Source organism: Aeromonas sp. FDAARGOS 1407 (assembly GCF_019048725.1).
GTDB lineage: Bacteria > Pseudomonadota > Gammaproteobacteria > Enterobacterales > Aeromonadaceae > Aeromonas > Aeromonas enteropelogenes.
This window is the reverse complement of the sequence record NZ_CP077399.1, coordinates 766,309-792,500: the sequence shown is the minus strand read 5'-3', so window position 1 is coordinate 792,500 and position 26,192 is coordinate 766,309. Positions and strand designations below refer to the sequence as shown.

The 26,192-nt window shown below is 58.0% G+C and carries 23 protein-coding genes, 1 tRNA gene, 2 rRNA genes and 1 pseudogene (1 of these 27 running past the window's edge); 18 read left to right on the top strand and 9 right to left on the bottom strand.

The annotated features are described in order from the left end of the window. The 4 genes from I6L37_RS03785 to tcdA all read left to right on the top strand — a co-directional run. Nucleotides 1–1,313: ribosomal RNA gene (locus I6L37_RS03785) — 23S ribosomal RNA — on the top strand; it begins 1,576 nt to the left of the window's first position. A 107-nt stretch (nt 1,314–1,420) separates the two neighbouring features. Continuing rightward, a 5S ribosomal RNA gene (gene rrf, locus I6L37_RS03780) occupies nt 1,421–1,535 on the top strand. A 97-nt stretch (nt 1,536–1,632) separates the two neighbouring features. Beyond that, nucleotides 1,633–1,709, top strand: a tRNA-Asp gene (locus tag I6L37_RS03775). A 165-nt stretch (nt 1,710–1,874) separates the two neighbouring features. Beyond that, entirely contained in the window at nt 1,875–2,699 is an 825-nt protein-coding gene (tcdA, locus tag I6L37_RS03770) for a tRNA cyclic N6-threonylcarbamoyladenosine(37) synthase TcdA (protein WP_216993316.1), read from the top strand. 27 nt (nt 2,700–2,726) lie between these two features. Here the strand turns inward: tcdA and I6L37_RS03765 are convergent, their stop codons facing one another. Both I6L37_RS03765 and I6L37_RS03760 read right to left on the bottom strand, forming a co-directional pair. Then, nucleotides 2,727–3,161 carry a SufE family protein gene (locus I6L37_RS03765; protein ID WP_216993315.1) on the bottom strand — a complete coding sequence of 145 codons (435 nt, stop codon included), beginning with the start codon at nt 3,159–3,161 and terminating at the stop codon, nt 2,727–2,729. Nucleotides 3,162–3,174: 13 nt separating this feature from the next. Continuing rightward, on the bottom strand, nt 3,175–4,395 hold the full coding sequence (locus tag I6L37_RS03760; protein ID WP_216993314.1) for an aminotransferase class V-fold PLP-dependent enzyme: 1,221 nt from the start codon (nt 4,393–4,395) through the stop codon (nt 3,175–3,177). A gap of 165 nt (nt 4,396–4,560) precedes the next feature. Between I6L37_RS03760 and rep the strand changes: the two genes are divergently transcribed. Beyond that, entirely contained in the window at nt 4,561–6,573 is a 2,013-nt protein-coding gene (rep, locus tag I6L37_RS03755; protein ID WP_042072437.1) for a DNA helicase Rep, read from the top strand. On the opposite strand, the gene I6L37_RS03750 is transcribed toward rep, so the two are convergent. The 5 genes from I6L37_RS03750 to I6L37_RS03730 form a co-directional block, all read right to left on the bottom strand. Then, complete coding sequence (locus I6L37_RS03750) at nt 6,570–8,852, bottom strand: bifunctional diguanylate cyclase/phosphodiesterase (RefSeq protein WP_042072439.1); 2,283 nt, start codon at nt 8,850–8,852, stop codon at nt 6,570–6,572. The genes rep and I6L37_RS03750 overlap by 4 nt on opposite strands. Before the next feature lie 84 nt (nt 8,853–8,936). Then, nucleotides 8,937–9,392 carry a cytochrome c5 family protein gene (locus tag I6L37_RS03745; protein WP_216993313.1) on the bottom strand — a complete coding sequence of 152 codons (456 nt, stop codon included), beginning with the start codon at nt 9,390–9,392 and terminating at the stop codon, nt 8,937–8,939. A 196-nt stretch (nt 9,393–9,588) separates the two neighbouring features. Next, nucleotides 9,589–10,617 carry an L-threonine 3-dehydrogenase gene (gene tdh / locus I6L37_RS03740; RefSeq protein ID WP_042027022.1) on the bottom strand — a complete coding sequence of 343 codons (1,029 nt, stop codon included), beginning with the start codon at nt 10,615–10,617 and terminating at the stop codon, nt 9,589–9,591. A gap of 56 nt (nt 10,618–10,673) precedes the next feature. Next, nucleotides 10,674–11,864, bottom strand: coding sequence for a glycine C-acetyltransferase (locus I6L37_RS03735; protein ID WP_216993312.1), 1,191 nt, complete (start codon nt 11,862–11,864; stop codon nt 10,674–10,676). A gap of 115 nt (nt 11,865–11,979) precedes the next feature. After that, nucleotides 11,980–12,624 (bottom strand): TetR/AcrR family transcriptional regulator, encoded by a 645-nt coding sequence (locus I6L37_RS03730; protein WP_216994111.1) that lies wholly within the window; start codon nt 12,622–12,624, stop codon nt 11,980–11,982. Between the two features lie 156 nt (nt 12,625–12,780). On the opposite strand from I6L37_RS03730, the gene rfaD reads away from it, so the two are divergent. The 10 genes from rfaD to I6L37_RS03680 all read left to right on the top strand — a co-directional run bounded on the left by rfaD (nt 12,781) and on the right by I6L37_RS03680 (nt 23,554). Next, nucleotides 12,781–13,737, top strand: coding sequence for an ADP-glyceromanno-heptose 6-epimerase (gene rfaD, locus I6L37_RS03725; protein WP_124239144.1), 957 nt, complete (start codon nt 12,781–12,783; stop codon nt 13,735–13,737). Between the two features lie 107 nt (nt 13,738–13,844). After that, complete coding sequence (locus I6L37_RS03720) at nt 13,845–15,605, top strand: polysaccharide deacetylase family protein (protein ID WP_216993311.1); 1,761 nt, start codon at nt 13,845–13,847, stop codon at nt 15,603–15,605. Nucleotides 15,606–15,608: 3 nt separating this feature from the next. Further along, on the top strand, nt 15,609–16,820 hold the full coding sequence (locus tag I6L37_RS03715; protein ID WP_201983390.1) for an O-antigen ligase: 1,212 nt from the start codon (nt 15,609–15,611) through the stop codon (nt 16,818–16,820). Continuing rightward, on the top strand, nt 16,817–17,503 hold the full coding sequence (locus I6L37_RS03710) for a glycosyltransferase family 25 protein (protein WP_216993310.1): 687 nt from the start codon (nt 16,817–16,819) through the stop codon (nt 17,501–17,503). Before I6L37_RS03715 ends, I6L37_RS03710 begins: the two co-directional genes overlap by 4 nt. A gap of 18 nt (nt 17,504–17,521) precedes the next feature. Continuing rightward, entirely contained in the window at nt 17,522–18,541 is a 1,020-nt protein-coding gene (locus I6L37_RS03705; RefSeq protein WP_216993309.1) for a glycosyltransferase family 9 protein, read from the top strand. Between the two features lie 28 nt (nt 18,542–18,569). Continuing rightward, nucleotides 18,570–19,667 carry a glycosyltransferase family 9 protein gene (locus tag I6L37_RS03700; protein WP_216993308.1) on the top strand — a complete coding sequence of 366 codons (1,098 nt, stop codon included), beginning with the start codon at nt 18,570–18,572 and terminating at the stop codon, nt 19,665–19,667. Nucleotides 19,668–19,819: 152 nt separating this feature from the next. After that, nucleotides 19,820–21,022 carry a 3-deoxy-D-manno-octulosonic acid transferase gene (locus I6L37_RS03695; RefSeq protein ID WP_216994110.1) on the top strand — a complete coding sequence of 401 codons (1,203 nt, stop codon included), beginning with the start codon at nt 19,820–19,822 and terminating at the stop codon, nt 21,020–21,022. A gap of 145 nt (nt 21,023–21,167) precedes the next feature. Then, nucleotides 21,168–22,298, top strand: coding sequence for a PotD/PotF family extracellular solute-binding protein (locus tag I6L37_RS03690; protein ID WP_216993307.1), 1,131 nt, complete (start codon nt 21,168–21,170; stop codon nt 22,296–22,298). Between the two features lie 254 nt (nt 22,299–22,552). Beyond that, entirely contained in the window at nt 22,553–22,915 is a 363-nt protein-coding gene (locus I6L37_RS03685) for a cystatin domain-containing protein (protein WP_216993306.1), read from the top strand. 126 nt (nt 22,916–23,041) lie between these two features. Further along, nucleotides 23,042–23,554 (top strand): cupin domain-containing protein, encoded by a 513-nt coding sequence (locus tag I6L37_RS03680; protein ID WP_216993305.1) that lies wholly within the window; start codon nt 23,042–23,044, stop codon nt 23,552–23,554. A 104-nt stretch (nt 23,555–23,658) separates the two neighbouring features. Here the strand turns inward: I6L37_RS03680 and I6L37_RS03675 are convergent, their stop codons facing one another. Continuing rightward, nucleotides 23,659–24,159: a DUF1993 domain-containing protein gene (locus tag I6L37_RS03675; protein ID WP_124239135.1), complete on the bottom strand. Its 501-nt coding sequence runs from the start codon at nt 24,157–24,159 to the stop codon at nt 23,659–23,661. 267 nt (nt 24,160–24,426) lie between these two features. Between I6L37_RS03675 and ydfZ the strand changes: the two genes are divergently transcribed. Continuing rightward, on the top strand, nt 24,427–24,624 hold the full coding sequence (gene ydfZ, locus I6L37_RS03670) for a putative selenium delivery protein YdfZ (RefSeq protein WP_026456493.1): 198 nt from the start codon (nt 24,427–24,429) through the stop codon (nt 24,622–24,624). Nucleotides 24,625–24,773: 149 nt separating this feature from the next. Here the strand turns inward: ydfZ and I6L37_RS03665 are convergent, their stop codons facing one another. Then, nucleotides 24,774–25,115, bottom strand: coding sequence for an SH3 domain-containing protein (locus I6L37_RS03665; RefSeq protein ID WP_216993304.1), 342 nt, complete (start codon nt 25,113–25,115; stop codon nt 24,774–24,776). Between the two features lie 197 nt (nt 25,116–25,312). Here I6L37_RS03665 and I6L37_RS03660 point away from each other — a divergent pair, with 197 nt between their 5' ends. After that, nucleotides 25,313–25,750 carry a DUF2846 domain-containing protein gene (locus I6L37_RS03660; RefSeq protein ID WP_216993303.1) on the top strand — a complete coding sequence of 146 codons (438 nt, stop codon included), beginning with the start codon at nt 25,313–25,315 and terminating at the stop codon, nt 25,748–25,750. Between the two features lie 80 nt (nt 25,751–25,830). Next, nucleotides 25,831–26,103, top strand: a pseudogene (locus I6L37_RS03655) (DUF2846 domain-containing protein); the annotation flags it as partial. Nucleotides 26,104–26,192: the final 89 nt, after the last annotated feature.

The window sequence follows — 26,192 nt, the reverse complement described above, 5'->3', positions numbered from 1 at the left end:
ACAAGTCATCGTACCCCAAACCGACACAGGTGGTCGGGTAGAGAATACCAAGGCGCTTGAGAGAACTCGGGTGAAGGAACTAGGCAAAATAGTACCGTAACTTCGGGAGAAGGTACGCTCTTGTTGGTGAAGTCCCTTGCGGATGGAGCTGACGGGAGTCGCAGTGACCAGATGGCTGGGACTGTTTATCAAAAACACAGCACTCTGCAAACACGAAAGTGGACGTATAGGGTGTGACACCTGCCCGGTGCCGGAAGGTTAATTGATGGGGTTAGCGCAAGCGAAGCTCTTGATCGAAGCCCCGGTAAACGGCGGCCGTAACTATAACGGTCCTAAGGTAGCGAAATTCCTTGTCGGGTAAGTTCCGACCTGCACGAATGGTGTAACCATGGCCATGCTGTCTCCACCCGAGACTCAGTGAAATCGAATTCGCCGTGAAGATGCGGTGTACCCGCGGCTAGACGGAAAGACCCCGTGAACCTTTACTACAGCTTGGCACTGAACATTGAACCTACATGTGTAGGATAGGTGGGAGGCTTTGAAGGCGTGACGCCAGTTGCGCTGGAGCCGTCCTTGAAATACCACCCTTGTATGTTTGATGTTCTAACGCAGGCCCCTGAATCGGGGTCGCGGACAGTGCCTGGTGGGTAGTTTGACTGGGGCGGTCTCCTCCCAAAGAGTAACGGAGGAGCACGAAGGTTGGCTAATCCTGGTCGGACATCAGGAGGTTAGTGCAATGGCATAAGCCAGCTTAACTGCGAGACGGACAGGTCGAGCAGGTACGAAAGTAGGTCATAGTGATCCGGTGGTTCTGAATGGAAGGGCCATCGCTCAACGGATAAAAGGTACTCCGGGGATAACAGGCTGATACCGCCCAAGAGTTCATATCGACGGCGGTGTTTGGCACCTCGATGTCGGCTCATCACATCCTGGGGCTGAAGTCGGTCCCAAGGGTATGGCTGTTCGCCATTTAAAGTGGTACGCGAGCTGGGTTCAGAACGTCGTGAGACAGTTCGGTCCCTATCTGCCGTGGGCGTTGGATGATTGAAGGGAGTTGCTCCTAGTACGAGAGGACCGGAGTGAACGAACCTCTGGTGTTCGGGTTGTCACGCCAGTGGCACTGCCCGGTAGCTAAGTTCGGAATCGATAACCGCTGAAAGCATCTAAGCGGGAAGCGAGCCCTGAGATGAGTCATCCCTGACCCCTTGAGGGTCCTAAAGGGCCGTTGGAGACCACAACGTTGATAGGCGGGGTGTGTAAGTGCAGCGATGCATTGAGCTAACCCGTACTAATTACCCGTGAGGCTTAACCATACAACACCCAAGAAGTGTTCTGGGCCTTGTAGCGAATGAGCGAACTACTAATTCAGTGATAGCGACCAGTCGTTATTCACGTCAGCTTTCCAAGATTGAAGAATTTGCCTGGCGGCCATAGCGCCGTGGAACCACCTGAACCCATGCCGAACTCAGAAGTGAAACGCGGTAGCGCCGATGGTAGTGTGGCATTCGCCATGCGAGAGTAGGACACTGCCAGGCACCCAATTAAACAGTGATGTGCAAAATCACGTTACTGGCTGCGAGGATGACACCTCAGAATAAGCAGCAAATGATTTAGCGAAAGCTAACCGAATGCGGAGCGGTAGTTCAGTCGGTTAGAATACCGGCCTGTCACGCCGGGGGTCGCGGGTTCGAGTCCCGTCCGCTCCGCCACTAACAAGAAGCCCAGTCGATTGACTGGGCTTTTTTCATTTCAGTTTGCTCCCATCTCATCTTTATTTGCCCGCTTATGCTGTACGACCCAGATTCACAGCCATCTGACATTCGCCGCCGTCCATGGTTGTCGCTATAATGGCCGCCCTCAAGCAAGGTGGTGGTATGAAAGCAGAGTATCTACAGCGATTCGGGGGCATTGCCCGTCTTTATGGTCAGAGCGCGCTTCGCTCCTTCAGCCAGGCGAGAGTCTGCGTGGTCGGGATCGGTGGCGTCGGCTCCTGGGCGGCGGAAGCCTTGGCCCGTGCCGGCATCAACCAGATCACTCTGATCGACATGGACGATATCTGCATCACCAACACCAATCGCCAGATCCACGCCATGCAAGGGACAGTTGGCCGCCTCAAGACAGAGGTGATGGCCGAGCGTATCCGAGCCATCAACCCGGATTGCGAGGTGATCGAGGTGGATGACTTCGTCACAGCAGACAACCTGGCTGAGTACATCAAGCGGGAGTTTGACTATGTGGTGGATGCCATCGACTCGGTCAAGGCCAAGGTGGCGCTGATTGCCTTCTGCAAGCGCAACAAGATCCCGGTGATAGTAGCGGGTGGTGCAGGCGGGCAGATGGACCCTACCCAGATCACCGTGGCCGATCTGGCCAAGACCATTCAAGATCCACTGGCCGCCAAGGTGCGCTCAGATCTGCGTCGGCTGCACAACTTCAGCAAGAATCCGGCGCGCAAGTTCGGTGTGGAGTGTGTCTTCTCAACCGAGCAGCTGAGCTACCCGGATGGCAATGGCGGTACCTGTCAGGCCAAGGCGGCCAGCGATGGCAATATGAAGATGGATTGTGCCTCCGGCTTTGGTGCCGTGACGCCGGTGACGGCGACCTTTGGTCTGGTGGCCGCGTCCCGGGTATTGAAGAAGATTTCCGAGCGCGGGGCTCGCGCCGAGAAAGAGATGGTCGGGCCGGTTAGCGAGGCGTAATCGGCCATTGAAGCCAGGAATGTGCGGCTATACCACTTGCTCCCGGATTGCCAAGACGATTGCCCTGAGCCCGTTGCCCCGCGACGGGCTCAGGTGTTTCTCGAGCCCTAGCTCGCTGAAATAGGCATCCATATCGAAAGCCTGGATAGCGTCGGCAGTCTGATGATTGAGCGCTGCCAGTACGATGACGATCAGGCCGCGCACGATGCGGGCGTCGGAATCGCAGGCAAAGTGCCAACGGCCATCCTCGCTCTTCTCACCCTTCAGCCAGGCCTGGCTCTCACACCCTTTCAGGCGGTGCTCTTCGGTCTGCCATTCTGCGGGCAAGGCGGGTAGTAGCTTGCCTAGCTGGATGATAAGCCGGTACTGGTTCTCCCAGCCATGGGTGGTGGCGAATTGCTGGCGTATAGTGTCAGCGTTGGGTTCCAGGCCGATCTGGGTATAGGTTGCGAGGCTACTCATGAAATTGTCTGCCTTAAAAGAAGTCGCTTAACTTATGCAGGGCGGCCAGCAGGGCGTCCACATCGTCCCGGTTGTTGTAGCAGGCCAGCGAGGCACGTATGGTGCCGCCAATACCGAGCGAGTCCATCAGCGGCATGGCGCAATGGTGGCCGACTCGCAGGGCGATCCCCTGCATGTCGAGCAGGGTGGCGGCATCCTGCGGGTGGATATCCTCCAGCAGGAAGGAGACCGCACCGGCACGCTGACCGGGTTCGCCGACCAGATGCAGCCCCGGCACCTGACGCAGGCCGGCGACCAGATAGTCGGTCAGCACCGCTTCATGGCTGGCCAGCAACCCCCGGTCTTGCTCCATCACAAAGTCGATGGCGGCGGCCAGGCCAATGGCCCCGGCGATATGGGGGGTGCCTGCCTCGAACTTGAAGGGCAGGGTATTGAAGCTGGTGCCGCTGAAGCTGACCCGATCGATCATCTCGCCGCCGGCCTGCCAGGGGGGCATCCGCTCCAGCAGCTCGGAGCGCCCCCACAGCACGCCGATACCGGTCGGGCCGTAGAGCTTGTGGCCGGAGAAGGCATAAAAGTCGCAACCGATGGCCTGCACATCCACGTCGAGATGGGCCACTGCCTGGGCACCGTCGATCAGGGTCAGGGCGCCGACTGCCTTGGCTGCCGCCACTATCTCGGCAACAGGGTTGACGGTACCGAGGGCGTTAGAGACATGGGCCACGCTCACCAGTCGGGTACGTGGTCCCAGCATGGTCAGATAGGCGGCCATATCGAGATCGCCCCGCTCATCGAGGGGAATGACCCGGAGCACGGCGCCGGTGCGCTGGGCGACCAGCTGCCAGGGGACGATATTGGCGTGATGCTCCAGGGTACTGAGCAGGATCTCATCCCCAGCCTTAAGCTCGCTCATCCCCCAGCTCTGGGCCACCAGATTGATCGCCTCCGTGGTGCCGCGGGTCCAGATCACTTCGTGACTGCGAGGCGCATTGATAAAGCGGGTCACCGTCTCGCGGGCGGCCTCGAAGGCCCGGGTGGCCCGGCCGCTCAGCGCGTGGGCGGCACGGTGCACGTTGGCGTTGTCGGCCCGATAGTAGTGATTGATCGCATCCAGCACCGCCAGCGGCTTCTGGGTGGTGGCGGCGTTGTCCAGATAGACCAGCGGGTGGCCGTTGACCTCCTGCGCCAAAGCCGGAAACTGGCTGCGCAGCCGGTCGTGCTGTTGCTGGTTCATGCTCCCCTCACTGTCTGGAAAAGTGGTCATCATCTCGAAAAGTCGGTCATGATCCTGAAAACCGCCGCCGAACACAAGGCATCTGGCGAGCTATTGCTCGATGGGGCTGGCCGGGTGATTTCTGTTACAATGCCGCCCCTCATCATAAGCCAAGAGATCCGGCCCATGAAGCTCAACCCCAATCAGAACGAAGCGGTCAAGTATGTCTCCGGCCCTTGCCTGGTGCTGGCGGGTGCCGGATCGGGCAAGACCCGCGTCATCACCAACAAGATCGCCTATCTGGTGCAGCAGTGCGGCTACAATGCGCGCAACATCGCTGCCGTCACCTTTACCAACAAGGCGGCGCGAGAGATGAAGGAGCGGGTCGGACAGACCCTGGGCCGCAAGGAGGCTAGGGGGCTGATGGTCTCCACCTTCCATACCCTGGGCCTCGAGATCATTCGCCGCGAGCACAAGAGCCTGAATCTGAAAGCGAACTTCTCCCTGTTCGACGATACCGATCAGCTGGCTTTGCTCAAAGAGCTGACGGAAGCCGAACTCGACAACGACAAGGACAAGCTCTCGGCCCTCATCAGCCAGATCTCCAACTGGAAGAACGACCTCATCCTGCCGGCCAGAGCCATGCGCATCGCCCGCGGGCCGGAAGAGGTGTTGATGGCCCAGCTCTACGAGCGTTATCACCGCCAGATGGTGGCCTACAACGCCCTGGATTTCGACGACCTCATCGTGATGCCGACCCTGCTGCTCAAGAGCAACCAGGAGGTGCGCGAGCGCTGGCAGAACAAGATCCGCTACCTGCTGGTCGACGAATACCAGGACACAAACACCAGCCAGTACGAGCTGGTGAAGCAGATTGTCGGCGAGCGGGCCCGCTTCACCGTGGTGGGGGATGATGACCAGTCCATCTACTCCTGGCGTGGTGCCAAGCCGCAGAACCTGGTGCTGCTGAACGAGGATTTCCCCAATCTGCGGCTCATCAAGCTGGAGCAGAACTACCGTTCCAAGCGGCGCATCCTCAAGTGCGCCAACATCCTGATCGCCAATAACCCCCACGTCTACGACAAGGCGCTCTTCTCCGAGCTGGACGAGGGGGTGAAGCTCAAGGTGCTGTTCGCCAAGAACGAAGAGCACGAGGCGGAGCGCATCGCCGCCGAGCTGATGGGCCACAAGTTCATGAACCGCACCCGCTTCAAGGATTACGCCATCCTCTACCGGGGCAACCATCAGTCGCGCATCTTCGAGAAGGCGCTGATGACCAACCGCATCCCCTATCGCATCTCGGGGGGCACCTCCTTCTTCTCCCGCACCGAGATCAAGGACATCATGGCCTACCTCAAGTTGCTGGTGAATCCGGACGAGGACACCGCCTTCCTGCGGGTGGTGAACCTGCCACGCCGCGAGATAGGCCCCACCACGCTCGAGAAACTGGGCCAATATGCCAATCAGCGCGGCAAGAGCCTGTTTGCCGCCAGCTTCGAGCTGGGGCTGGAGCAACACCTCTCCGGGCGTGGCCTCACCGCGCTGCAGGTCTTCACCAACTGGTTGGTGCGGCTCGGCGATCAGGCCCAGCGTGGCAATCCGGTGGAGGCCGTGCGGGACATGATCAAGGAGATCCACTACGAGGAGTGGCTCTACGAGACCTCTCCCAGCCCCAAGGCGGCCGAGATGCGGATGCAGAATGTTTCCACTCTCTATCGCTGGATCACCGAGATGCTGGAGGGGGACGAGCTGGAAGAGTCGATGACACTCGCTCAAGTCGTGACCCGTCTCACCCTGCGCGACATGATGGAGCGCAACGAAGGGGAGGACGAAGCGGATCAGGTGCAGCTGATGACATTGCACGCCTCCAAGGGGCTGGAGTTCCCCTATGTCTACATGGTGGGCATGGAGGAGGGGTTGCTGCCTCACCAGACCAGTATCGACGAGGACAACGTGGAAGAGGAGCGGCGTCTCGCCTACGTAGGCATCACCCGGGCCCAGACTGAACTCACTTTTACCCTTTGCAAGGAGCGGCGCCAGTTTGGTGAGTCGGTGCGACCGGAGCCGAGCCGCTTTCTGCTGGAATTGCCCCAGGATGATCTGGAGTGGGAAAACCAGAAGAAGGTGACCGCCGAGGAGCGCCAGCAGAAAGGACAGATGGCAGTGGCCAACCTGAGGGCCATGTTCAAGAAGGATTAGGCCTGCGGGCTGTCCGGGGTCAACAAGGGGATGATGTCCGTTCCCGGCATGGGGGGAGATATATAGCGGCCTTGCCCCATCTGGCAGCCGATATCGATCAGCTTCTGCAACTGCTGCTGGTTCTCGATCCCCTCGACTACCATGGTGTAATCGAGATCCTGACAGATATCCCTCATGGCGCGGATCAGGGCCAGATCCTTGGGGGATTGCAGCATGCGCTGGGTGAAGCTGTCATCCACCTTGATGTAATCCACCGGGAAATGGAACAGGGCGTTGAGGGAGGAGAAGCCGGTCCCGAAGTCATCCAGGCTGATCTGGATTCCCTTGGCCCTCAGATCGTGCAGTGATGCCAGGGCGTCCGAGTCTTGCCGCGACAGCTCCCGCTCATTGAATTCAAAGATGAGGTAGCCGTGGGAGATCCCTTCCTCCTCGATGATCTTCATCAACCGCATGATGTGCTCATGGTTGACCAGATGCTTGCCCGAGAGATTGATCGCCACCTTGAACTTGCCTTGCCCTGACAACGGCAGCCAGTTTTTCAGCTGTTGGCAGGTGTGGCGCAGGATTTGGTAATCCAGCTCCAGGATCAGGCCGCACTGCTCTGCCAGCGGGATGAAGTCGAAGGCATCCTTGATAACCCCCTCTTCGGTCAGCCAGCGGGCCATCACTTCCAGCCCGGTCAGGCGGCTGTCCTGCAACCGGATCACCGGCTGGAAATAGGGTACGATCCGCCCGTCCCGCAGGGCCCTGGCCAACATCTCTTCCGGCGAGTTCCAATTCTGGCTGATGCACTCTTCCGAGTAGGTGACGATGCGGCTGCGACCATTGCGTTTGGCCTGATACATGGCGAGATCGGCCTGATGGAGCAACTGGCTGATGTCCGTGGTCTGCTCGGATACGCTTGAAACTCCCAGGCTGACGGTGATGCCCAGTTCGTTGCCCATCAGCCGGAACGGGTAGGAGAGCCGGCTGACGATGCGGTTGAGTACCGGGCTGATGTCATCTTCGTGCCTGCTGTTGTCCAGATAGATGACGAACTCGTCTCCCCCCAGCCTGGCCACCATGTCATTTTGCCGGATGCAGGTCTGCAGGCGGCGGCTGATCTCCTTGAGCAACATGTCTCCCGCGCTATGGCCTAGGGTGTCGTTGATCTGCTTGAAATGATCCACATCGATGAAAATCAGGGAAAATCCCGGCGACTTGTAGCGATTGAAGTGGGTCATGGCGTGGTTGAGGTGGTTCATCAGCAGCGCCCGGTTGGGTAGCTGGGTCAGCGGATCGTGGAGGGCGTCGAATTGCAGGCGCCGTTCCAGCTCCTGATGCTGCTTGAGCTGCTTCTGCAGCCTTATGTTGGTTTGGCGCAGCTGTTGTAGCCGCTGGTTGATGGACTCTTCCGAATTGATTTCATGGAGCTGCTGACGGATCCGCTTCAGTTCCAGCAACAGGGTCAGTTGAGCGCGAAGGAAATCGAGAAACAGCTTGTCGTCTGTCTCCAGTGGCTGGGATGTGCTGATGATGAAATGAGCGAAATATTGTTGCTGTAGCCGCAGCGGCATGCTGTGCCAATAGTGTGACTCCCGGTTGACCTCGATATTGCTGGTGCCATGGCACAGTCCGCTGATGAAGGCGTCACTCTGGTGAGGGTGAGCGGGGTAGATCCGTTCCAGCTTGTGGTTGTTGAGCCGTACCAGCAGCATGTCATCGATGGCCAGCATTTGGCGCAAAACGGCTTCCAGCTGGGAAAAGAGCGCCTGACCGGGTAGGGTATTGGCCAGTCGCATGATGCGGCTGATGCTCTCTATCTTTTTTTTCCAGTTCGGATCCTTGCGGATCAGGGGGGAAGGAGGCTCGGCAAGGTGGGTGCCCGCCTGGGTTTCGGTCAACCGCTTGGCCAGACACTCCAGCAACAGACGCAGAGTCGGGAGATCGGCCGGGGTGCCCCGTGCCAGCAGCCACTGCACCTGGCCATGTTCGATAGGGAATACGCACCAGCCTTCCACTTCGTCCAACTGGGTGAGCTGTTCCGTGATGCGGGACTGCTCCCGCCCCAGCTGCTGTTTGAAGGCGTTGCTGATCTTGTAGGCATAGAGCCAGTGCAAGCCTGAGCCAGAGAGGCCCAGCATGCCAAAATGCTGCAGTGGGCAAAGCTCGTCGATCTGGTGGATGAGGGCGTCGTAATCCTGGGTCGTGGCGGTATGGGGCGCAGGGAAGTCCATGATAGTGGAAACCAACGCCAGCAAGGGAGTCGAATAATGGGGTTCGATGGATTGGGCCGACATGAGCAACTCCCGAGGTATCTACCCTACAAGAGTAGCCGGAAGCCGAGAGATTAAAAGGGCCGCAATTGCGGCCCTTTCAAATACTTAGAGGCTGTCGGTCATGTAATGAATCGCGTTTTCAATCTCTTCATCGCTACAATTCGCGCAAGTCCCTCTCGGCGGCATCATACCGGATTTGCCGGTGAAGCCTTCGATGGCATGTTTCTTCAGTGTGTCTATCCCCTGGGCAACGCGGGGTTCCCAAGCGGCTTTGTCACCGCGTTTGGGGGCACCGGCAGCGCCCGTATCGTGGCAGGCAAAGCAGGCGCCCTTGTAGACGGCTTCACCATCACGGGGGCCGGATGCGGCCGCCGCGGCCGGGGCTGCACCCGCACCGGCAATGCCTTCCAGGTCCTTGGCGGTATAGACTTCACCGACCGGTTTGATCCGCTCGGCAATCGCTTCCGGTGACAGTTCATCGGCAGCCAGTACGGCACCAGACAAGCTGGCGGCCGTCATCCCGACAGCCAGCAAATAGCTCAGTTTTTTCAACACGCTCATATACTCCCAGCAGTCTTTTATTATCCCTGTAAACGACGGGATTATAACCGAATAGTTACAGCCATTTAAACGCTTGTGTGTGAAGTGTTAAACACTCTGCGTACAAAGTTTTGCCCGTATCGGGTCGTGTCAGGGAGCCCTGATCGTAAAAAACCCGGCATTGAGCCGGGTTTCGTGGTCACAGGCGTAGAAACGCTTATTTGTCCCAGCTCAGGATCACTTTGCCGGATTGGCCAGACCGCATGGCATCGAAGCCTTGCTGGAAGTCGTCGATGTGGAAGCGATGGGTGATGATGGGGGAGAGATCCAGCCCGGACTGGATGAGGCTCGCCATCTTGTACCAGGTCTCGAACATTTCGCGGCCGTAGATCCCCTTGATGAACAAGCCCTTGAAGATCACCTTGCCCCAGTCGATGGCCATGGTGGAGGGCGGAATGCCGAGCATGGCGATTTTGCCGCCGTGGTTCATCTTGTCGATCATGTCCTGGAAGGCGGAGGGAACGCCGGACATCTCCAGCCCCACGTCGAACCCCTCGGTCATGCCGAGCTCGCTCATCACATCGGAGAGCTGCTCCTTGGCCACGTTGACAGCGCGGGTCGCGCCCATCTTGCGAGCCAGTTCGAGTCGGTACTCGTTGACGTCGGTGATTACCACGTGGCGGGCACCGACATGGCGGCAGACGGCGGCCGCCATGATGCCGATAGGGCCGGCGCCGGTGATGAGCACGTCCTCACCCACCAGGTCGAAGGAGAGGGCGGTGTGCACCGCATTGCCGAACGGATCGAAGATGGCGGCCAGGTCATCCGGGATGTTGTCCGGCAGCTTGAAGGCGTTGAAAGCGGGTATCACCAGATACTCGGCAAAAGAGCCGGGACGGTTGACGCCGACACCTATGGTGTTGCGGCAAAGATGGGTGCGACCGGCACGGCAGTTGCGACAGTGACCACAGGTGATGTGACCCTCACCTGAGACCCTGTCGCCGACCGCGAAGCCGCGCACTTCCTGACCCACGGCGACCACTTCGCCTACGTATTCGTGGCCGACCACCATGGGGACCGGGATGGTCTTCTGGGACCATTCGTCCCAGTTGTAGATGTGGATATCGGTGCCGCAGATGGCGGTTTTGCGGATCTTGATCAGCAGATCGTTATGGCCGAGTTCGGGGGCCGGGACGTCCGTCATCCAGATGCCGACTTCTTTCTTGAGCTTGGAGAGGGCTTTCATGGTTGTTCCTTCACGATGAATACAGAAAAAGGGGCGCTTGGCCCCTTTTGTTCAAATCAGATGACGCCGAGTTCGCGGCCGATGCGGATAAAGGCATCGATAGCCTTGTCCAGCTGCTCACGGGTGTGGGCGGCAGACATCTGGGTACGGATACGGGCCTGGTCCTTGGGTACCACGGGGAAGGAGAAACCCACCACATAGATGCCGGCAGCCAGCATGCGACTTGCCATCTCGGACGCCAGTTTGGCATCCCCCAGCATCACCGGGATGATGGCGTGATCGGCACCGGCCAGGGTAAAGCCGGCGGCGCTCATCCGCTCGCGGAAGTAGCGGCTGTTCTCTTTCAGACGGGCGCGCAGGTCATGCCCTTCGGCCAGCATGTCGATCACCTTGATGGTGGCCGCGACGATGGAGGGGGCCAGGGAGTTGGAGAAGAGGTAGGGACGGGAGCGCTGACGCAACCAGTCGATCATCTCTTTCTTGCCGGAGGTATAGCCACCGGAGGCACCGCCCAGGGCCTTGCCCAGGGTGCCGGTGATGATGTCTACCCGATCCATGACGCCACAGTATTCGTGGGTGCCGCGGCCGTTTTCGCCGATGAAGCCGACGGCGTGGGAGTCATCCACCATCACCAGGGCGTCGTATTTGTCGGCCAGATCGCAGATGGATTTCAGATCGGCGATGACGCCATCCATGGAGAAGACACCGTCGGTGGCGATCAGCTTGAAGCGGGCGCCATCGGCGTCGGCCTGCTTGAGCTGTGCTTCCAGCTCGGCCATGTCGTTGTTGGCATAGCGATAGCGCTTGGCCTTGCACAGGCGCACGCCATCGATAATGGAGGCGTGGTTCAGGGCATCGGAGATGATGGCATCTTCGGCGCCAAACAGGGTCTCGAACAGACCGCCGTTGGCATCGAAGCAGGAGGAGTAGAGGATGGTATCCTCGGTGCCGAGGAAGACGGACATCTTCTTCTCCAGCTCTTTGTGCTGGTCTTGGGTGCCGCAGATGAAGCGCACTGAAGCCATGCCGAAGCCGTGGCTATCGAGCCCCTGATGGGCCGCCGCGATAAGGTCAGGGTGATTGGCCAGCCCCAGGTAGTTGTTGGCACAGAAGTTCAGAACCTGTTCGCCCGCGACGGCAATGCTTGCCTGCTGGGCGGAGGTGATGACGCGTTCCTGCTTGTACAGGCCCTCGGTTTTGACCTGGTCGAGCTGCTCGGTCAGGTGACGATAGAATCCGTTAGACATCCTCGATCCTTATTGGCTATTTCAGCTGCGTATCAACAGAGAGCAACATTTTACTGCAATTTGTTGCGCGTAATTCAAATGATTGTGCTGATTTTCAACAAATGTGAAAAGGATCTCACCTAGCTGGTTGGGCCAGCTGGCGGTAATGGTGCTCCAGCTGACGGATCTGGTTAGCCGCCTGGGGCTGTACGTAGGGACGCAGCAGGAACAGCACCTTCAATACGCCCTGATAAAGCAGGGGCTTGGTGATGCGGGTATTGGGGGCCTGGGCGATCTGGAACGGGATCCAGCAGGTGACCACCATCTTGATGGTCTGACCGAGATCCGGCAGGTCCTCGTCGTTGACGTCTATGATGCCGCCCTCGCGCAGGCTCTTTAGCAGGGCGACCACGGAGGCGCGCATCTGCTCCTGGGCCTTGAGGTACTTCTGCTGCAGCGGCTCGTCGCGGCTCAGGATGTCCGGCAAGTTGGCGTAGAAGAAGCGGAACTGCCACATCAGGTAGAAGATAGCATCCAGATAGCCCATCAAATCCTGCAGGGTAATCTCGCGGTTGCGCGCCGGGACGAAGCTCTCGCTCAGGTGGCGGGCATATTGATCGAAGATGGAGTGGATGATGTCTTCTTTATTGCGGAAGTGGTAATAGAGGTTTCCCGGGCTGATGCCCATGTGTGCCGCAATGTGGTTGGTGGTGATGTTGGGCTCACCCTGATCGTTGAACAGCTCGGTCGCGCTGTGAATGATCCTGTCTCTGGTTTTCATCACGCCTCTCTCCTGCGGGATTCGCCCGGGTCTGCTTAACGTGGTCGAATCCCCTGACTGCCCATGATAAACTTTTCGGCAATTTCAAATTGGCTCACTATACACAGCTTTAACAAGCAGTCACATGTAGCCATCAACGTACGCGAGGCAAACTCCATGATCGTAGTAACTGGCGGTGCTGGCTTTATCGGCAGCAATCTGGTCAAACAGCTGAACGCTCAAGGACGGACCGATATCGTGGTCATCGACGACCTGACCGACGGCACCAAGTTCGTCAACCTGGTCGACCTGACCATCGCTGACTACATGGACAAAGACGAATTCCAGGCGCGGATCGTCTCCGGTGATGAGTTTGAAGAGTGGGATGACGGTATCGAGGTGATCTTCCACGAAGGTGCCTGCTCTGCTACTACCGAGTGGAACGGCAAGTTCATCATGGAGGTCAACTACGAGTACTCCAAGGATCTGTTCCACTACTGCATCGAGCGGGAAATTCCCTTCATCTACGCGTCCTCCGCCGCTACCTACGGTGGCCGCAACGACAACTTCATCGAAGATCCCAAGTTCGAACAGCCGCTCAACGTCTATGGCTACTCCAAGCAGTTGTTCGATCAGTACGTGCGCCGCCTGATGCCGGAAATCAATTCACAGGTGGTGGGTCTCAAGTACTTCAACGTCTATGGCCCGCGCGAGCAGCACAAGGGTTCAATGGCTTCCGTTGCCTTCCACCTCAACACCCAGGTGAAGAAGGGTGAAAATCCCAAGCTGTTTGAAGGCTGCGATGGTTTCCCGAATGGCGGCCAGATGCGCGACTTCATTTATGTGGATGACGTCTGCAAAGTGAACCTGTGGTTCTGGCAGAACCCGCAGCACTCAGGCATTTTCAACTGCGGTACCGGCCGCGCCGAGCCGTTTCAGAACGTGGCAGAGGCGGTGATCAAGTATCACCAACAGGGGTCTGTCGAATACATCCCCTTCCCGGATCACCTGAAAGGCCGCTATCAGAGTTTCACCCAGGCCGATATGACCAAGCTGCGCAGCGTGGGTTATGACGCCGAGTTCATGACGGTGGCCGAAGGGGTGGCCGATTACATGGCCTGGCTCAATAGATAACGCGTAATAGCAATATATTGATACTGTTAGTGAAACCGGAAGCGGACTCTACTCCGCTTCCGGTTTTTCTGGGCTGACTTTCCCTTTCTGCAACGAGTAACCACGCAATGAATATCTTGATGGCACTCTCCCAGCTCGAAGTAACGGGCGCAGAGGTCTATGCCACCACGGTCGGTAACGAACTCACCCGGCGTGGTCACAATGTTTTCTATGTGTCAGATACTCTGACCAAGCCCACGTTGGGCCCGGTATTCAAGCTGCGGTTCAACAAGCGCAGCATTCTGCGCCGTTTCTGGCACGTTTTTTACCTCATCTATCTCATCAAGAAGCATCACATCCAGCTGGTTCATGCCCACTCTCGCGCCTCCGGCTGGAGCAGCTATGTGGCTTGCAAGCTGATCGGTACACCCATGATCACCACTGTGCATGGCCGCCAGCCGGTGCATGCTTCCCGCAAAGCCTTCCATGCCCTCGGCTATCGGGCGGTGGCGGTGTGCGAAGATATCGCCAGCCAGATTATCGACAATCTGGGAGTCGATCCCGCCATCGTTCAGGTGCTGCGCAACGGCATCGAGACCGACAAATTTCAGCCCGTCCCCGTGCCCGCCAATGACAAGCCGGTGATTGCCATCATTGGTCGCCTGAGCGGTCCCAAGGGTGAGCTCTGTTATCGTCTGCTGGACGAGGTGCTGGATCTGGATGCCAGCCAGGTGCGGGTAGTGAGTGGTAGCCAGGTGCCCGAGCGCTTCGCGCGTTTTCGTGACAGGGTCGATTTCGTCGGTTACGTGGACGATGTTCCCGCCCTGATGGCGCAGTGCGATCTGGTGATCGGTGCCGGCAGGGTGGCGATGGAGGCCCTGCTGTGCGGTCGCCCGGCATTTGCCATTGGCGAAGCCAAGGCCATCGGCCTGGTGACGGAAGAGAATCTGGCCGAGGCGCTCGCCAGCAACTTCGGCGATATAGGCCCCAAGGATCTGGCGATCGATTTTGTCGCCCTCAAAGCCAGTATTGCCCCTGCGCTTGCCAGCAAGGAGGTGCCGGAGGCGATCCGCCAGCGTATCCAGGACGAGTATAGCTTGCAGGGGGTTGTCTCCGGGCTGGAGTCCATCTACCAGGATGCAGTGGTCGAAACCCTGCGCCGGGAGATGCCGGTCATCATGTATCACCGCTTTATCGAGCATGAGAGCGAGAAGGGGGTACACGGTACCTGGATGCCGATCACCATGTTCGAGAAGCACCTTCGTTTAATGAAGTGGCTCGGCTATGAGACTCTGACGTTTGGCGATTTGGCAGACAAGGGCTTTATCCATCGTCTGCAGTACGGCAAGAAGTATCTGATGATCACTGCCGATGACGGCTATCAGGACAACCTGACCCGCATGCTGCCGCTGCTGGAAAAATACGGTTATAAAGCTGTGGTATACGTGGTCACGGGGGAGGGCTATAACCGCTGGGATGTGGAACATGCAACCAACCCGGATACCCGGGTGTCCCTGATGAATGGTGAGCAGATCAAGGCGCTGGCGGCCAGCGGCCATGTGGAGATCGGGGGCCATACCCTGACCCATCCCCGCCTGAGCCAACTGTCTGTGGAGCAGCAAGCCCATGAAATTCAGGAAAATAAGCGTCAGCTTGAGGCCCTGCTTGGTTATCCGTTGATGTCGTTTGCCTATCCTTACGGGGATATGAACGAGAGTGCCAAGGAACAGGCCAAAAATGCTGGTTATTGCTTTGCCGTTGCCACCAACAGCGGCCCCAAAGCCATGCACCAGGACCCTTTCCAGATCCGCCGGATCGCCATCTTCCCTCGTACCGATGTGTTCGGGCTATGGCGCAAAATCCGCGGGAATTATGTATTCAGGAAGTAACCCATGCTGTCAGCTATTCAGGTTTTTTTCGACCGTCTGACCACAGTGCTTTTTTCCTCAACGTTGGCATTTACATTTTGTGGGCTTTTTTTGCTACCAAATGGTAAGACTATTCTTGCCAATATGTTGGTTATCTCGATTTTGAGCGGCATCGTTAATCTTATCATCGGGAAGAACTGGGATATTGGGCTACATGATCGTCGCATTCTTTGGCTCTTTCTTGGGTATGCTGCCTTTATTTTTATCAACCGTCTCATTCATGGTGACCAGTATGGTGTAATGCGTAGTTTGGTCTATGTCGTCTTATTTGGCCTTTTGGTACCGAGAAAAGAAATCGTTCTAAAAGTTAGTCGATACGCCATCATGGTAGGTGGCGTGGGAATGGGCTGTATCAGCATGTGGCAACAGCATCAGGGCATCTATAGGGTGGAAGGATTCACCAATGCAATACTGTATTCACAAGCAGCTTTGGCGATAGCACTGCTGGCTTGGGAAGTGCATAAAAAAAAGTCTCTCCCCGGCTGGGTAAAGGGTGGATCCCTGTTGTCTATCATGATGGCGATATATAGCCTCTATGCGTCGCAGAGCCGCGGTGTTTGGCTTGCATTTATAGCAATTGTTGGTTTGATTGTGCTTGTTAAGGCGATGAAAAAACCGCTCAAATATATTGTTTTTTTTATTCTAATATTGGGCGGTGGTGCAGTTTTTTACAACCAGAGTTCCGTGTTGCAAGAACGAGTTAAGGCCAGCATTTCCGATCTCAGTAATGCAGAGAGGGGCGTTTATGGTACCTCTTGGGGGCTACGCCTAGTCGCATGGCAGGGAGCATGGCAAGGCTTTCTTACTTCACCCATCCTTGGGGTGGGAACGGATGGGTTTGATGCCACAAAAAAATCACTGGTAGCATCTGGTGTTAGCTCCCCTTTGTTACTAGATCCTGCCTTGGCCCATTCCCACAATCAATATATGCAAAATTTGATCATTCGTGGGGCGGTTGGTGGTGTAGCACTCCTAATGTTTTTAGGGTGGCCTATATGGTGGGCGGTAAAGCGCTGGGGTGTGACTTCGGTTGGCGTATTATTACCACTTTCCTTTGCCATTGATGGCTTGAGTGATGTTCCTTTTGAACATCAAAGTACTCTATTTATATATGCGTTGGGGCTGGTGTTTGTATGGCTCCATGCGCAAGAAACACAACGAGTGATTATTAAATGATTCCAGTTTTTGTCATCAGTCTGACGCGCAGTCAGGAGCGGCGTGCAGCGGTAGTGCGTCAAATGCAACGTTTGAGCATAGAGTTCACTTTCTGGGATGCTGTGGATGGGAAGAGTCTAACTCAAGAGGAGTTGAAGTCGGTCGATTTCCCACTTGCCGAACAAACGAGTGGACATGTACTTAGTCACGGAGAGGTAGGTTGTGCCTTAAGTCATATTCGTCTTTATGAGCATATGGTTGAAAATGGGATCGCCAGAGCCATTGTGTTGGAAGACGATATCTACTTGCATACTCACATCAAAAGGCTTGTTGAGAAAGCGTGTTCTCTCAGTCGGGCAGATATTATCTTTTTACATCATGGCAAGGCCAAGAGTTGGCCATTCAAAGTTCATTTGGCAGAAGGTTATCGTCTAGCACGTTATATTTCTCCCAGCAAGCGTTCCTTGCGCGGAGTACTCTCGACCGCTGGTTATATCCTTACTCAGGAAGGGGCTCGTAAGTTGCTTAACAAAGCCTATCCAGTTCGTATGCCCTCAGACTATCTTACCGGTCGCCTGCAAATGACTGGCCTGAGCGCCGCCGGTGTCGAGCCCTGTTGTCTGGATGTGGATCTGTTTGCCACGACCATAGAGGACCGTGCCTATGGCCACTATCTCGAGCAAAACGAGAGTGACAAGGGTTAAGAGCAAGGCTGTTGCGTTATGAATCTGAAAAGATGGGTTAAATACCGGGTTGCTCGCCGTCTGATGGCGGCGCAGTCGGCTGCCGCCGAGATAAATGAGCCGGTCAAATCTCTGCTGGTGATCTGTTTCGATGCCATCGGGGATTTCGTGCTCTCCCTGCCGGCGCTTGATGCGCTGCGGCGTCGTTACCCTGATGCACAGATGGAGTTGCTCTGCAGCCCGCGCAATCTGGTGCTGGCCAGACAGGTGGATGGCGTGGTGGCCTGCCATCCGGTGACGCTCAATGATCGTCTGTTTGATCGTGCCGGTTGGAATACGCTTTGTGAGCTGAAGGCTCGGCGGTTCGATGCGGTAATTAACCTATTCGATGAACCGGACGAGCTGGCGATGGCCAGAATGCTCTATGTGGCCAATGGCCGCCTGCTTTCCCTGCCGCTGCGTCGAAAGAGCGACAACCAGCAAAAACTGTTACCGCTTTTTCGCCAGTGTGCGCGTGAGGTGGCCGCAACGACCCAGCCCCATTTCGTCTACCGGATGCTGGCCATCGTGGAGGGAGAGGGGGCCTTGCCTGCCAATATTCCCTGCCCATACAGCCCGGACTATGACACGCGCCGGTTTGGGCGTTATGTGGTCGTCAACCTGGCGGGAAGTCAGAGCGGCAACTCCATCAGCCGGGAGCGGCAAACGGCCATTCTGGCCGCCCTGCCGATATTGGAGGATGTGCGCTATCTCTGCTTCAGCTCTGAGCCGCTGACGGTCGAGCGTTCCGACCTCACTGCGTTCTACCCCGATTCGATCCTGGATGCCGCCAGCCTGGTGCGTGATGCGGTGGCGGTCGTCTCGACAGATACCTCGATTGTCCATATCGCCGCCTCCCATGAAGTGCCGACCTTGATTCTGATGAACGACGAGCCCTGGCGCGAGGCTTTCATTCCCCTGCACGGTCCTCACCGCATTATCAAGGTGCCTGGCAACAGTCTGGATGCACTCAAGTCTGGTGAAGTGGCTGCCGCCCTGAGTGACATGCTGGTATCCTGAGCCCCCTTTCTCTGCATTCGAGGATCCCATGGCGTTGATTAACAAGCTGCAGCTGGCGCGCGATGTGCTGCGTCGCCGACTGGGGCGCTGGCTGTTTGACAAAGCCAGCTCGCGTCCTGCCGATGATGGCAAGAGCAAGGTCGTATTGTTGCGCTGGGATGCCAAGCTGGGAGACGCCATCGTCTCCTCCTGGGTAGCGCGGGAGATCCACAAGGCCCAACCCGGCCGTGAGGTCTGGGTGGTGACGACACCGGCCATGGCACCGCTGTTTCGCGAGCATTTCGGAGTGGACAGGGTGGTCGAAATACCAAAACGTCCCGGTTATGGTGAACTCAAGCGGTTGGCTCGTTCCCTGGGGCGGGTCGGTTATCTGGTGCATCTGGGCAAATCGCTGAAGATGAAGGATATCTACTTCCTGAGCCAGGTTGATGCTTGCCACGTGGCCGGGATGGATGACGAGCTTGCCTGCATCGATATCAAGCTGGGAGCCCGCACCGCGGGGCGCCATTTTGCCGACAAGTTCGCCGCGCTGCTTGCCTGCATGGGGATAGCATCCCCTGACACTCGCTACATCATCCCGGCAAAAGCTGAATGGGAAAGTGCCCTGGCCGTATGGTGGCCGACGGATCGACCCGTTATTGCCTTCAATCCCTACGGTAGCGGTGGTGCCCGTCGGCTACGGCCGGATCGTATCGCTTCCATGCTGGAAATCATGCTGGCTGGCTGCTCGCAATCCATCTGTCTGTTGTTTCCACCCGGGTTGGAACAGGAAGTTGCCGGCCTCAAGGCCGGCGTTTCTGCGCCAGAGCGGATCCTGCTCTCTCCCGAGCAGCCCTCACTTGGCGGCCTCTTTACCCAGCTTCGGCACAGTGCCGCGCTGGTGTCGGTCGATACGGCAACTGTGCATATCGCTGCCGGGCTGGGTCTGCCCATCCTCGGGCTCTACAACCCGGACTTGGGTGGTGGAGGCGAAAATTACGCCGAATGGCATCCGAACACACCGGATGCGATGATCCTGTTTTCAACATCGCTGGAGACCCAGGATATCAACTCGCTGGATATGCAGGCTTTCGAGCAGGCATTTGCCAGATGGGTTGTCACCATGGGAGGGGAAAATCGTGCTTAACACCGCAGTGACAACCAACCGAGCCACAGGGGCTGAATGACATGAATGAGACAGCGAAGTCGGACAGACTTTTTTATCTGGGGGTTATCGGGGGCTTGCTGATGTCCCTTGTCTTCTTCCAGTTTCAGATCCTCACCGGCGACCAGACCCAGATGCTCTACAAGGGCTATCTCGGTGCCTATGAGGGAGTCTGGCTCAGCTACGGCAACGCGGCGAGTGCGGTGGGCAATGTGCCGGGCAGCTTGTCGGCCTGGCTGATCGGCGGGCCGCTGCTGCTGTGGGATTCGCCCTACGCGCCCGTGTTGTTGCTGCTGGCGATGCGGCTGGTGGGTTTCCTGCTGTTTGATGCGGTGATCCGTCAGGTGTTTGGTGACAGGGTTCGGCTGCTGTTTCTGGTGCTCTGCTGGCTCAACCCCTGGTTCCAGTACGAGAGCCTGCTTTACAACCCTTCCTATCTCTTCCTCTTCTCGGCCATGCACTGCTGGTCGGCCTGGCATATGCGCGAGCGGGCCTCCTTCTGGCACATGATCGTCCATCTGCTGGCTATCGGCATGGCGATGCAGCTGCACTACTCCTGGCCGCTGCTGGCTGTGATGTCGACCTACCTGTTCTGGCGTCGCATCCTCAAGGTGAGTTGGAGCGGCGTGGCGGTGGCGGCCCTGTTGATCGGCGCCTCCCTGATCCCCTACGCCATGGAGGTGATGAGCAACAGCCAGATCACCCAGAACGTCGACCCCGAGGCTCGCCAGCGCTACATCGGCTGGGGTCTGGTGCACGTCTATCCGGTGCTTAAATCCGTGCTCTACTGGCTGCGTTACGGCTCCTGGCTGTTTGCCAGCAAGCTGGTCAACGATACCCAGTTCATCTGGCTGGCGGGCCACGAATATTTGCAACTGGCCGCAGTCTGGCTGTGGCGCCTGGTGATCTACGGGGTAGGCTCGGCCACCGTGCTGCTGGCAGCCAAGGCCAACTGGCAGTTGTGGAAGAGGCTCAAACCGCGTCTGATGCGCAGCGACCGCGCCCCCGTGGATGGCGAAAGCTGGCTCGGCCTCTATGCCGTCGCGGCCGTGTTGGCGGTGCTGGTGAGTGCGGCGCTCTCGCCCATCATCTTCAACTACTGGCACCTGATGCTGATATTCCCCTATGCCCTGTTCCCCATGCTGTTGTTGCTGGTGGAGTGGAGTCGCCGTTATCCCCAGTGGATGGGCAAGGGGCTGCTGGCGGCGACCCTGTTCTGCACGGTCGTCAACCTGATCGCCGCCACCGACAGCACCAAGTTCTCCTATCAGGCGGATTATCAGCAGCAGGTCGAGACCTATCTGCAAGAGGAAGGCCTCGTCCCTCGCCAACCCTGATAGCCCATCAGCCCCGCTCTCGTGCGGGGCTGATGCTATTTGGGAACGTGCTGGCTGGGCCGGTTATCTCTTCACATACATCAAAGGTGCGGTCGCGCCGCGCTCCTATACTCCATCAAGAGGCTCATCTCAGGAGTAAACGGCCATGCGTCTACTGTTTCTCTGCTGCTTGATCGTAGGGACTCCGCTGCTGGCGGCGCCGATCCAGCTCAAATTGCTGGAGTGGGGTTATCTGCCAGCCGGGTATGAGCAGCAGTTTGCCGACTATGCCAGGGCCAACGGGATGGAGGTGACGGTCAGCCGGGTCGAACCACTGCTGACCGACTTTGACAGCGTTTACCGGGCCTTGCGGACCCGCTCTGCCGACGTGGTGATGCCGACCAGCTACTTTTACAAGGCGCATCATCACCCCTTGTTCAAGTTGCTGCTGCCCATCGACTTCAGCCGTTTGAGCCACTATCCGGAGCTGAGGCCGACCCTCAGGAATACCGAATATGACAAGCAGGGGGAGCGCAACTACTCGGTCCCGTTCACATACGCCATGTTCAGCCTGGCCTACGACAGCAAGCAGATTACCCAGGCGCCGACCAGCTGGCAGGTGCTGGCTGACGATCTGCCCCAGGGGCAATTTGCCGTGTTTTGCGATCAGTTCGAGCCCCTGTTGTTCTCCGTGCTGCTCTCCCTTGGCAAATCGCCGGCCCTGTTTGCCAGTGGCGAGATGCTGGCCGATCAACCATTGCAGCGGGAGGTGGAGCGGCTCCTGACCCGGCGTCTGAAGTCCAGTCGCGGCTTCTGGTTCAATCAGACCAATAGCTGCGAGGCTCTGCGCCAGCAGCGGCTGGCCACCACCTGGGGATTGGAGCTGGTGGAGTGCAACCGGCAAAATGGCCAGCAGTGGCGGATCGCCATGGTGCAGGAGGGGGCCATCTACGCGCTGGATGCGCTCTCCATCGCCCGCCATGTGAAGGATGATCCGGACAAGCTCAAGGCCGCCTACCTGCTGATCGACTTTCTGCTGAGTGCCCCGTTGCAAAGCCGGATGCTGGTGGGCACCCCCACCATATCGGGCAGCAACAGGGCTGCCCGTCCTCCGCTTACTCCCGAGGAGCAGGCTGTGCTGCCCGAACGTGCTTTGCCTGAATTTGATGAACGGCTGCTGGTGCCCGCATTGCCCGCCCATATCAAAAACCGTTACAAGCGGATGGTGCAGCAGGCGCTGGTCGCCAGCGGCAAGGCGGAACTGGCCAGGCAGTGTCCCTGGGATGTGGAGAACTGACGTCTGCCCCGTGATTGACCGCTATCGTGGGAGCGCCAAAACAACACAACGGCAATGCTGGCTTTTTCTTGAACCGAGTGGCCTTCCCGTCATCCCGAGGCTTGGCTGGTTCACGCCTCTTTCTTTTCCCGGCCTTTTCCCGGCGTTTATGCCGGATCGATCTGCGCTCTCTTGCCTGTCTGGCCGTGACCGCTGCGACAATATTGTGCGCGCACTCTTGATAGAGTGGTCATTTTGAAACTGGAGAACACCAGATGAAGCGAGTGCTATTTCCCATCCTGATGGCAGGCATGCTGGGGGCCTGCAGCAGCGCGCCGCAGCAACCGCAGTGTGCCGCGCTGGCCGGTGGCTGGCAGGTTCAGGCCCTGCCCAATACCCAGGCCGACGCCGCACTGGCCAGCGTGCTGGCTCGCATGAACACGGCCGCCAAGCTCGAGAGCATCCGCGAGGTGCGCGGCCAGGTGGTGTCCGGGGTCAACTACGATATCGAATTCCAGCTCGACAACGGCGAGGTGTGGAACACCCGCGTCTATCGGGATCTGCAGGGCAATTACCAGATGACCCGGGTTGCCCAACAGGGCGAGCTGCCACCGCTGCCTTGCATCAAGGGGAAGTAACAACGACTCCCATCGAGCTCCTCGCCTGAGGGGCTCATCTGGCCAGCCGACTTCCGCTTTTCCTGTGCCCTGCGGCAAAGGTAGGATGAACATCCACCTTTAGCACCCGTGCCACAGGAGCCCGCCATGAGCCGCCACCCCTGCATCAAACACTGGAGCGAACTGCAAGATCCGGAGCCGGGTTGCTACGCCGGCAGCCAGGAGCGACTGTCCCAGGGTAGTCCCCTCGGCAGGCACTACGGCTTTGCCCGCATTGGCATTCACCACGAACTGCTGGCCCCGGGTCATCGCACCAGCTGGCCTCACGCCGAAGAGACCGAGGATGAATTTATTCACGTGCTGGAAGGCACCCCGGATGTCTGGCTCGATGGCACCCTCCATCGGCTGCAGCCCGGCGACTCGGTCGGCTTCAAGGCGGGCGACGGTCTGGCCCACACCTTTATCAATAACACCGACAAGCCGGTGCGGCTGCTCTGTGTCGGCGACAGGGATCGGGATGACAATCGCATCCACTATGCCCTGCACCCCGAGCGCAATCGCCAGATCGGCGAGCGCCACTGGGACGATGTACCTGCCCGCGAGCTGGGGGATCACGATGGCCTGCCCGACCAGCTGCGCGAGAGCCAGGGGCCGTTTTAACGCCTGGCTGCCCCTCTGAAACGCAACCGCCTGCCGGATGGCAGGCGGTTGGTTATCTGATAGCTTGTTCCCGCGACGGTGATCCGATGTGGTGCCGGCAATCCTTACTGCAGCTTGATCCCGCCCAGATAGTCGCGCTTGCCGAGATCGACTCCCGCCTGGCGCAGCAGGGCATAGGTCATGGTGAGGTGGAAGTAGAAGTTGGGAATGCCGTACTCATGAACGCAGGTATGGCCGTCCATCCCCTTGCCACCGGCCCAGTAGGGGAAGTAGTGGCCGCTTTCGTAATCGCTGTAGTCGGCATCCAGCCTGCTTTGCAAAAAGGCGATGGTGTTGCCGATATGGGCGCGCAGATCCGCCATGGTTTTGGGGTCGTCCCCCATGGCCGGTGTCTCGCTGTGGCTGGCGGTGGCCACCACGGCGCGGGCCGAATCGCAGCAGATCAGTACCTGTTTGGCGAGCGGTAGCATGTCGACGATAAGGCGCTCGTTGAAGAAGTTCTCCACATTGAACTGTTTCGCCTCGGCGTGGGATTGCGCCTTGGCCAGGCAGTGGTCGAGGTTGGTCAGCATCTTGATAAACTGGGCTGTGATATCGCGATTCATGGTGCATTCCCTGTTGGTTGAAAGCGGCTCGGTGCGAGCGAGGTTCACTATAACGGATCCGCCTTTTGCTTCGAGCCCATGGCGGCAGAAAGCGCAGCTCGCGCGCGTGTAGCGCGACAGGCTCTGCCTGCGCCCCCGGGTTTCCTCGCCGTGATGAGTCCCTCTTTGCCCCTTTTTTGATCTGTGACATACATCCCGTTTTTTCAGGGGCGTAGTCTGGCTCCGTTGTCCCGGGCATAGGTCCGGACACAAGAAAAGGAGAAAGCAATGAAGATCTATGATCGCAACAGAAACGTGCTGAACATCGGCCAGCGCGTGATGATTGCCGCCACCGGCGCCGTCGATACCCTGAAGGAGGCCCACACCGACAATATGACCCCCTATGAGGCAGAGCATGAGAAGTGCGTGCTGCTGGCCAACTCTCAAGAGCGTTACGCGCCCATCGAGTTGATTAGACTAGGCTGATAACCCGCTTTATCTGTCACCCTACTCTTTACAATTCACCCGGCCGCAGCACCCCGTATGACGGCCGGGTTTCTGACTCCCCTACTGGCTTTACCACCAACGTTTATTACGTGGATGTGAGTCTGCGCCCCGGCCTTATCCATGGCCTCTTATGATGCCAATACGATGCAACTGGCCGGTATCCAGCCGGCTTCACCCCGTTCCCCTTGCACCCAGAGCCAGCCGGCCAGCTCACGTACTACCGTGACCAGCTCCCCCACCGCCACATCCAGCTCGCGGGCGGTGTAATCCTGCAGCGCCAGCGCCTCTCCCTCGCCGATGGGGGTGAGCAGCGACAGCGGGGCCCACCCCTCGTTGCCATCGGCCGTGACGGTACGTACCCAGCCTGGAAATTCGTCGTCTTCATGGCCGATACGCACCAGCTCTCCGGCCTGAAAGCCGATGGGATTGGGGTAACTGGTTTGGTGAGCAGTGGTGATCAATGCCTGCATGGTCTCTCTCCAGATGAGTCATCCTCTCGCCACTATCGCAGCAACCGATCAGCTTGGGGGAGAGAAGCTGCATATTGGCCTCGATTAATTCCCGAAAAAGAGAAGCGGGTCACGGCTTGAAGGGCAATGGGTAATTGCCTGCCAACCAAGCTCCATGCGAACCTTTACCTTCCTTTAATCCAATAAAAACAAAGACTATGTTCAGGAAAATAATGGTAACCGCCGCCCTGCTGTCGGCGGGTCTGATGTCTGGTTGTGCCTCCGTGCCCATGGCCGACACCTCGGCGGATGCTCAGGCTAAGCAGTTTGTCGCCCCGGCCAATGCCGCCAACCTCTATATCTATCGCAATGAAACCTTCGGGGCTGCCGTCAAGATGCCGGTACTGGTGGATGGCATGGCGGTCGGTGACACCGTGGCCCACACCTATATCCTCAAGCAGGTGACACCGGGCAGCCACACCATCACCTCCAAGTCGGAGAACGACGCCACCCTGACCCTCAGCACCGAGGCGGGTAAAAACTACTACGTCTGGCAGGAGGTCAAGATGGGCCTGCTGATGGCCCGCTCCAAGCTGAGTCAGGTCAGTGAAGAAGAAGGCAAGAAAGGGGTGATGGAGAGCAAGTTGGTTAAGTGACCAGATATCTTCACCTAACAAATACGGCGTAGCCTCATCAGCTACGCCGCTTTCAGAAAGGTGGGTGTCCCATATTTCGTGCCGCCGTCAAGATGCCGGTGCTGGTGGATGGCATGGCGGTCGGCGATACGGTGGCCCGCACCTATATCCTCAAGCAGGTGACGCCAGGCAGCCACACCATCACCTCCAAGTCGGAGAACGATGCCACCCTGACCCTCAGCACCGAGGCGGGTAAAAACTACTACGTCTGGCAGGAGGTCAAGATGGGCCTGCTGATGGCCCGCTCCAAGCTGAGTCAGGTCAGTGAAGAGGAGGGAAAACAAGGGGTGAAGGAGAGCAATCTGGTTAAGTGAATAGTTAGCTATCCTGTTGTTAAGGAAAGGTGTAGTTGTATCAACTACACCTTGCTCAGAAAGATGAGCGATCCAGTTTGCTTAGAGCA

Bases quoted from the DNA above. Each gene is read 5' to 3' on its own strand.
- tcdA (WP_216993316.1), top strand. From the start codon at position 1,875: ATGAAAGCAGAGTATCTACAGCGATTCGGGGGCATTGCCCGTCTTTAT.
- I6L37_RS03765 (WP_216993315.1), bottom strand. From the start codon at position 3,161: ATGAGTAGCCTCGCAACCTATACCCAGATCGGCCTGGAACCCAACGCT.
- I6L37_RS03760 (WP_216993314.1), bottom strand. From the start codon at position 4,395: ATGAACCAGCAACAGCACGACCGGCTGCGCAGCCAGTTTCCGGCTTTG.
- rep (WP_042072437.1), top strand. From the start codon at position 4,561: ATGAAGCTCAACCCCAATCAGAACGAAGCGGTCAAGTATGTCTCCGGC.
- I6L37_RS03750 (WP_042072439.1), bottom strand. From the start codon at position 8,852: ATGTCGGCCCAATCCATCGAACCCCATTATTCGACTCCCTTGCTGGCG.
- I6L37_RS03745 (WP_216993313.1), bottom strand. From the start codon at position 9,392: ATGAGCGTGTTGAAAAAACTGAGCTATTTGCTGGCTGTCGGGATGACG.
- tdh (WP_042027022.1), bottom strand. From the start codon at position 10,617: ATGAAAGCCCTCTCCAAGCTCAAGAAAGAAGTCGGCATCTGGATGACG.
- I6L37_RS03735 (WP_216993312.1), bottom strand. From the start codon at position 11,864: ATGTCTAACGGATTCTATCGTCACCTGACCGAGCAGCTCGACCAGGTC.
- I6L37_RS03730 (WP_216994111.1), bottom strand. From the start codon at position 12,624: ATGAAAACCAGAGACAGGATCATTCACAGCGCGACCGAGCTGTTCAAC.
- rfaD (WP_124239144.1), top strand. From the start codon at position 12,781: ATGATCGTAGTAACTGGCGGTGCTGGCTTTATCGGCAGCAATCTGGTC.
- I6L37_RS03720 (WP_216993311.1), top strand. From the start codon at position 13,845: ATGAATATCTTGATGGCACTCTCCCAGCTCGAAGTAACGGGCGCAGAG.
- I6L37_RS03715 (WP_201983390.1), top strand. From the start codon at position 15,609: ATGCTGTCAGCTATTCAGGTTTTTTTCGACCGTCTGACCACAGTGCTT.
- I6L37_RS03710 (WP_216993310.1), top strand. From the start codon at position 16,817: ATGATTCCAGTTTTTGTCATCAGTCTGACGCGCAGTCAGGAGCGGCGT.
- I6L37_RS03705 (WP_216993309.1), top strand. From the start codon at position 17,522: ATGAATCTGAAAAGATGGGTTAAATACCGGGTTGCTCGCCGTCTGATG.
- I6L37_RS03700 (WP_216993308.1), top strand. From the start codon at position 18,570: ATGGCGTTGATTAACAAGCTGCAGCTGGCGCGCGATGTGCTGCGTCGC.
- I6L37_RS03695 (WP_216994110.1), top strand. From the start codon at position 19,820: ATGCTCTACAAGGGCTATCTCGGTGCCTATGAGGGAGTCTGGCTCAGC.
- I6L37_RS03690 (WP_216993307.1), top strand. From the start codon at position 21,168: ATGCGTCTACTGTTTCTCTGCTGCTTGATCGTAGGGACTCCGCTGCTG.
- I6L37_RS03685 (WP_216993306.1), top strand. From the start codon at position 22,553: ATGAAGCGAGTGCTATTTCCCATCCTGATGGCAGGCATGCTGGGGGCC.
- I6L37_RS03680 (WP_216993305.1), top strand. From the start codon at position 23,042: ATGAGCCGCCACCCCTGCATCAAACACTGGAGCGAACTGCAAGATCCG.
- I6L37_RS03675 (WP_124239135.1), bottom strand. From the start codon at position 24,159: ATGAATCGCGATATCACAGCCCAGTTTATCAAGATGCTGACCAACCTC.
- ydfZ (WP_026456493.1), top strand. From the start codon at position 24,427: ATGAAGATCTATGATCGCAACAGAAACGTGCTGAACATCGGCCAGCGC.
- I6L37_RS03665 (WP_216993304.1), bottom strand. From the start codon at position 25,115: ATGCAGGCATTGATCACCACTGCTCACCAAACCAGTTACCCCAATCCC.
- I6L37_RS03660 (WP_216993303.1), top strand. From the start codon at position 25,313: ATGTTCAGGAAAATAATGGTAACCGCCGCCCTGCTGTCGGCGGGTCTG.